Raw genomic sequence first — 2,847 nt, 5'->3', positions numbered from 1 at the left:
GGGCCGGCGGCTGCCGGCTTCGCGGCGGGCGGTGTGGGCGCCGCGGGCGCGAGCGCGCCGGTTGCGGCTGGCTCGGAGGCCGGTGTGTCCAGGTTGTAGATGTCGTCGCGGAAATGCGCCTTCCCGTCCGGGGTGGCGTAGCCCGTGAGGTACACGAACGCCACCGGGACCGGTTTGACGAGCTTGATGTCGCGACGCTCGCCGTCGGCGATGCCAGTCTCGATCTCAATCGGACCCCAGCTCGTGCCGGGGCCGTTCGGCCCGTCCGTGCCCTGGAGCAGCCAGCCGACGAGGTCCTTCACCTGCCCAACGCGGACGCAGCCGTGACTGTGGAAGCGGACGTTGGCAGCGAACAGCGATTTCGCCGGCGTATCATGCATGTAGACGGCAAAGCGGTTCGGCATGTCGATCCGCACTTGGCCGAGCGAGTTGTCGAAGCCCGAATCCTGGCGCAGCGTGTAGTTCACTGCCTTCTCGCCGGCCCAGTCGATCCGGGTGGGATCGACCTCCCCGGTCGGCCCGAGGATTCGGATGTGGTTCCGGGCGAGATAGCCCGGATTCTTGCGCATCTGCGGGATGATCTCGTTCTTCACCACCGAGGCCGGGACGGTCCAGGTCGGGTTGAAGTTGATGTCGGTGATCCGGGTCTCTACCGCCGGGGTCGCCTTGTCGGGGGAGCCGACAACCGCCACGTAGCGGCGCGCCACCACGCCGTTCTCCACCGCCTCGACGGCGGCAGACGGAACGTTGACCACCACGTAGCGCTCGCCGAACGGGAATTTCGAGCCCATCAGCCGGGCCGCGGACGCGGCGAGCTGTCTCTGGCGCACCGTGGCGGGCACGTTGAGGGCGTTGATCGTGAGCCGGCCAAGGATGCCGCTGTCGGGCAGGCCGTGGCGTCCCTGGAAGGCCGCGATCGCCGCCACCAGGGACGGGTCGAGGCGGTCGCTCGGCGGCGCGTCCGCCGGCAGGTCGCCCGTGAGCGTCAGGTGGTGGCGCAGGGCCGGGATCGCCGGGCTGCGCTCACCCGGTTTCAGGCGCGCGAGATCCTCGGGCAGGCGCTCCCAGCCGCCGGCCTCCGCGAAGGCCGCGTACCGCTCGGCCGCTCGCAGCGTATCGAGGAACGTCCGCGGGGTCAGCGCCGGGTTCGGATCGCTCGAGACCTTGGCGTAGACCAGAGGCGCCGGCTCGCGGGACTTCCGCGCGGCTTCCTGAGGCTTGGCCTCCTGAGACTTGGCCTGCTGGGACTTGGTGTCCTGTGCCTTGGCATCCTGCGATTTGGCCGGCTCCGGAGGAGCTTCGGCCGCCTTGGCCTCCGCGGGCTTGGTCTCCACGGGTTTGGCGTCCGCTGCCCTGCCGGTCGCGCCCTTCCCCTCCGGCGTCCGGGGCTCTTGGCCCTTCGCAGTCTCCGTCGTGCCGGCGGGCGGTACGGTGACCGGGACGGCCAGCGGTGGCACAGGGGCCGGACCGGAGCCAGCCGGTGCAGAGCCGGCCGCCTGCGCGAGCACCGTGACCGGCGCGCCGAGGAGCGCCAGCAGGGACAGGCCCGCCCTCAGCACAGCGTGCGGGCGGCCGTGACGGCGGGGCTGGACCGGGACCATACGCAACACTCCCGACGGCGCCCGAGGCGGGGCGGTCGGGCGGGATCATGGATGTCCGTGGTTACCAATCTCCTCCGCTTCCACCGGGGCTGTGCGGCACGGATTCACCATCCGGAGACTGGTTCGGCCGCTCAGCGGGCGGTGCGGATATCGGTCCGCATGCAAAGCTCGCTTATGGTGTGCCGCCACAGCGCGACGGGAGATCGACCTCCGCCATGCCGGATTCCGGGTTCCAGGTCCCGAAGACGATGCCCTACCTGCCGCAGCTCGACGGCGTGCGCGCACTCGCCATCCTGATCGTGTTCGCGGCGCATTGCGGCTACAGCCACGTGATCCCCGGGGGCTTCGGGGTCACGGTCTTCTTCTTCCTCAGCGGCTACCTGATCACCACGCTGCTGCGGATCGAGCAGGCGCGGACGGGTGCGGTCTCGCTCTCCGCCTTCTACCTGCGGCGCAGCCTGCGCATCCTCCCGCCGCTGTACCTGACCCTGCTGGCGTCGGGCGCCCTCTACGCGGCCGGGTGGCTCGACTGGATGCGCGTTGAGCCGGCGGCGATCCTCGGACAGGCGACGTTCCTGACCAACTATCCCGGCCTGTTCGGCACCGAGGCGGTGCTCCCGGTGCCCCTGTGGAGCCTCGCCATCGAGGAGCACTTCTACCTGGTGTTTCCGCTGGCCTACGTGCTGTGGCTCGGGCGTCTGCGGCCGCGCCGGGCGGCGCTCGCCTGCCTGGGGCTCTGCGCGGCGGTCCTGGCGATCCGATGCCTGAATGTCTGGCGGCTGCCGGATTCCAGCCTGAACTACAGCTGGACCCATACGCGGATCGACGCGATCCTGTTCGGCTGCTGCCTCGGCCTGTGGAGCAACCCGGTGATCCCGGCCGACCGGGCGTGGCGCCCCAAGGTCTGGCACGTCGCCGCCAGCCTCGCCGTGATCCCCGGGACCCTGGCGGTCCGCGACCCGGCCTTCCGCGAGAGCCTGCGCTACACGCTGCAGAGCGCCGCCCTGTTCGCGCCCTTCGCCTACCTGCTCCACGGCGAAGGCTGGATCGTGCGGGCGCTCGCCAGCCGGCCGATGCGCCAGCTCGGGCTCTGGTCGTACAGCTTCTACCTCACGCACATGACCGTGGTGGCGCTGGTGCTGCACCTGAGTCCCGGGTTGCACGGCATCGGGCTGATGCTGGCGGCGTTCCCGGTGACGCTGCTCGGGTGCTGGGCGATGTACGGGTTCGTCGAGCGCCCCTGCGC

At 70.7% G+C, this 2,847-nt stretch carries 2 protein-coding genes; one reads left to right on the top strand and one right to left on the bottom strand.

Going from position 1 to position 2,847, the window contains the following annotated elements; all coding sequences use genetic code 11:
• A partial coding sequence (locus AC1DXK_RS30715) for a L,D-transpeptidase family protein (protein WP_477299686.1) occupies positions 1 to 1,601 on the bottom strand: 1,601 nt, incomplete at its 3' end.
• Positions 1,602 to 1,816: 215 nt separating this feature from the next.
• On the opposite strand from AC1DXK_RS30715, the gene AC1DXK_RS30710 reads away from it, so the two are divergent.
• Positions 1,817 to 2,847 (top strand): acyltransferase family protein (locus AC1DXK_RS30710; RefSeq protein ID WP_477299685.1); only part of this gene is annotated, 1,031 nt, incomplete at its 3' end.

This window comes from Methylobacterium sp. P3_A11, from assembly GCF_056403155.1.
This window is presented reverse-complemented; position numbering and strand designations above follow the sequence as displayed.